Source organism: Haemophilus parahaemolyticus, from assembly GCF_018373095.1.
Taxonomy (GTDB): domain Bacteria; phylum Pseudomonadota; class Gammaproteobacteria; order Enterobacterales; family Pasteurellaceae; genus Haemophilus_A; species Haemophilus_A parahaemolyticus_A.
This window is the reverse complement of record NZ_JAHAHT010000135.1, coordinates 1-3,538: the sequence shown is the minus strand read 5'-3', so window position 1 is coordinate 3,538 and position 3,538 is coordinate 1. Positions and strand designations below refer to the sequence as shown.

3 protein-coding genes are annotated in these 3,538 nt (G+C 42.7%); all 3 read left to right on the top strand.

Annotated features, from left to right (window positions below):
- Positions 1 to 56: 56 nt before the first annotated feature.
- Positions 57 to 1,085, top strand: a complete 1,029-nt coding sequence (gene tsaD, locus KH943_RS09650; RefSeq protein ID WP_304110378.1) for a tRNA (adenosine(37)-N6)-threonylcarbamoyltransferase complex transferase subunit TsaD — start codon at positions 57 to 59, stop codon at positions 1,083 to 1,085.
- Positions 1,086 to 1,131: 46 nt separating this feature from the next.
- Positions 1,132 to 1,440 carry an iron donor protein CyaY gene (gene cyaY, locus KH943_RS09645; protein ID WP_304110377.1) on the top strand — a complete coding sequence of 103 codons (309 nt, stop codon included), beginning with the start codon at positions 1,132 to 1,134 and terminating at the stop codon, positions 1,438 to 1,440.
- A 158-nt stretch (positions 1,441 to 1,598) separates the two neighbouring features.
- Positions 1,599 to 3,404, top strand: coding sequence for an ATP-dependent DNA helicase RecQ (recQ, locus tag KH943_RS09640; RefSeq protein ID WP_304110376.1), 1,806 nt, complete (start codon positions 1,599 to 1,601; stop codon positions 3,402 to 3,404).
- The last annotated feature ends 134 nt before the right edge of the window (positions 3,405 to 3,538 follow it).

Sequence of the window (3,538 nt, the reverse complement as noted above, 5' to 3'; positions counted from 1 at the left end):
TATTTTGCCACAGCAGTTCAATGCTTCTGTGGTTTTTTTAGTATTTAAAGCATAGTATGAAAATTCTCGGCATTGAAACTTCTTGTGATGAAACAGGCGTTGCCATTTATGATGAAGAAAAAGGATTAATCGCTAATCAACTTTACAGCCAAATTGAGATGCACGCAGACTACGGCGGCGTTGTGCCAGAATTGGCTTCACGCGATCATATCCGCAAAACCGTGCCATTGATTGAAACTGCATTAAAAGAAGCAAATTTAACCGCTTGCGATATTGATGGCGTTGCTTATACCGCAGGCCCTGGCTTAGTTGGGGCGTTATTAGTGGGGGCAACTATTGCTCGTTCGCTTGCCTATGCGTGGAATGTCCCCGCATTGGGCGTGCATCATATGGAAGGGCATCTACTCGCCCCAATGTTAGAAGAAACTCCACCAGAGTTTCCTTTTGTGGCACTGCTTATTTCAGGTGGGCATACGCAATTAGTGAAAGTGGATGGCGTGGGGCGATATGAATTGCTTGGCGAATCTATTGACGATGCCGCAGGCGAAGCCTTTGATAAAACAGGCAAGCTACTAGGGTTAGATTACCCAGCAGGTGTGGCAGTTTCAAGATTGGCAGAACAAGGTACACCAAATCGCTTTGTTTTCCCACGCCCAATGACGGATCGTCCTGGTTTAGATTTCAGCTTTTCAGGCTTAAAAACTTTTGCTGCGAACACTATCAATGCCAATTTGGATGAGAGCGGTAAATTAGACGAGCAAACCCGCTGCGACATTGCCCACGCATTCCAACAAGCAGTGGTAGACACTATTATCATCAAATGCAAACGTGCATTACAACAAACAGGCTATAAACGCTTAGTAATGGCAGGCGGTGTGAGTGCAAATAAACAACTGCGTGCAGATCTAGCTGAAATGATGAAATCCCTTGGCGGAGAGGTTTACTACCCTCGACCACAATTCTGTACTGACAACGGTGCGATGATCGCTTACACAGGCTTCCTTCGCTTAAAACATGGTGAACAAACCGATTTAAGTGTGAGTGTAACACCCCGCTGGGCAATGACGGAATTACCAAGTTTGTAAGCGGTCAGATTTTCAGAAAATTTTGCAAAACATAAAGGAATAAAAAATGAACTTAGCACAATTTCATCAACTTGTTGAACAAACTTGGGACGAAATCGAAGAAAAAATTGATGATGAAGGTTTATCTGTTGATACCGAAATTCAAGGTGCGGTTTGCACTTTAACATTCGATGATGGCTCACAAATTATCATTAATAAGCAAGAAGCGATGCTAGAACTTTGGCTTGCCAGCAAATTAGGTGGTTTCCACTTCAAATATCTTGATGGTGAATGGAAAACAACGGAAGGGCGTTCATTCTGGCAGCACCTAGAAGAAGCCTTTGCAAGACATGGGGAAGAAGTGAGCTTTTTCTAATACTTCTACTCGCTCGCTTGTGGGAGGGGGGAATTTGCCAACATATAATATAAAATTGACCGTTTGTCCTCTTTCTGATGCAAATTGCTTAACGTAATTTCCGTTTGTCTCTCTCAAGCGAGCGAGAGGAATGAATATAACACCATTCTTATTATCCAATGCAACCACATTCCACTCCACAAACCATACTACAAAACGTATTCGGTTATCAGCAATTTCGTCAAGGTCAGCAAGAAGTAATTGAGGCTACGCTTGCTGGCAAGGACACACTCGTCATTATGACCACAGGCGGTGGAAAATCGTTGTGTTACCAAGTGCCTTCCCTCTGCTTGGAAGGTATTACGCTGGTGATTTCGCCTCTTATTTCTTTAATGAAAGATCAGGTTGATCAGCTGCTCACCAATGGTATTGAAGCGGGCTACCTTAATTCTTCTCAAACCTTAGAGGAACAGCGTGTAATTGAGCAAAAAGCCTTATCTGGTCAGTTGAAACTGCTCTATCTTTCGCCCGAAAAAGTGATGACCCAAGGTTTCTATCACTTTATTTCACATTGCAAAATCAGCTTTATTGCCGTTGATGAAGCTCATTGTGTGTCGCAATGGGGGCATGATTTCCGTCCTGAATATACCCTTTTGGGCAATTTGCGAAATACTTTCCCAAATATACCGCTTATGGCACTCACAGCAACAGCTGATCCAACGACTCCTGCGGATATTTTGTTGCATTTGCGTTTGAATGAACCCCATACTTATTTGGGTAGTTTTGACCGTCCAAACATTCGCTACACCGTACAAGAAAAATTTAAGCCGATGGAACAACTTGCCAAGTTTATTGCGGGGCAAAAAGGCAAAAGTGGTATTGTATATTGCAATAGCCGCAAAAAAGTGGAAGAGATTACGGAAAAATTGAGTGCGAGAAACATTTCTGTCATGGGCTATCACGCAGGAATGAGCGTTCAACAACGTGAAACCGTACAAAATGCCTTTCAGCGTGATAACATTCAAGTGGTGGTTGCAACGGTTGCTTTTGGTATGGGAATCAACAAATCTAACGTGCGTTTTGTGGTACATTTTGACCTGCCAAGAAGTATCGAATCTTACTATCAAGAAACAGGACGTGCTGGACGTGATGATTTGCCTTCGCAAGCGGTGATGTTTTACGATCCAGCCGATTATGCGTGGCTGCAAAAAATGTTGTTGGAAGAACCAGAAAGCGAACAACGCGATATTAAACAACACAAATTACAAGCCATTGGTGCATTTGCTGAATCGCAAACTTGCCGCCGCTTGGTTTTACTCAACTATTTTGGCGAATCCCGCCAAGAACCGTGTAAAAACTGCGATATTTGCCTCGATCCCCCGCGTAAATATGATGGATTGATTGATGCACAAAAAGTGATGTCGGTAATTTATCGTACAGGGCAAACCTTCGGAATGCACCACGTTATCGCCGTACTGAGAGGGTTAAATAATCAAAAAATTCGCCAATACGGACACGATCAACTCAGTGTTTATGGGATCGGAAAAGAGCAAAGCCAAGATTATTGGGTAAGCGTGATTCGCCAGTTGATTCATTTAGGCTTAATTAAACAAAATATTGTGAATAATTCAGCTTTGCAACTTACTGAAGAGGCACGTCCTGTATTACGTTCAGAAGTGAAGTTGGAATTGGCAACGCCTCGTTTAACTTTCTCGGCTTCTGCATACAGTCAAAAACAGGCAAGCACCCGCTACGACAAAGATTTATTTGCTCGCTTGCGTTTCTTACGCAAACAGATTGCCGACAAAGAAAACATCCCGCCTTACGTGGTGTTCAACGATGCCACTCTCGAAGAAATGGCACAGTTCACGCCAACCACAAAAGCGGAAATGTTAGATATTAACGGTGTGGGCGAACGAAAATTAGAACGTTTTGGAGATGCTTTTATGAACTTAATTCAGTCACATTTAGCGGCTAGGGAATAAACATTTCACTTGAATCTTTGCAATCGTTTACCTAAAAGCTTGTAAATTTGTATAACCCGCCGCAGTTTTACATTGAGGCTCATATGTAAACTTTACATTATATCTGTTGGTTCAAAACCTCCTTTCGGATTAAC

Coding starts and splice junctions, on each gene's coding strand:
- cyaY (WP_304110377.1), top strand. CDS start 1,132: ATGAACTTAGCACAATTTCATCAACTTGTTGAACAAACTTGGGACGAA.
- tsaD (WP_304110378.1), top strand. CDS start 57: ATGAAAATTCTCGGCATTGAAACTTCTTGTGATGAAACAGGCGTTGCC.
- recQ (WP_304110376.1), top strand. CDS start 1,599: ATGCAACCACATTCCACTCCACAAACCATACTACAAAACGTATTCGGT.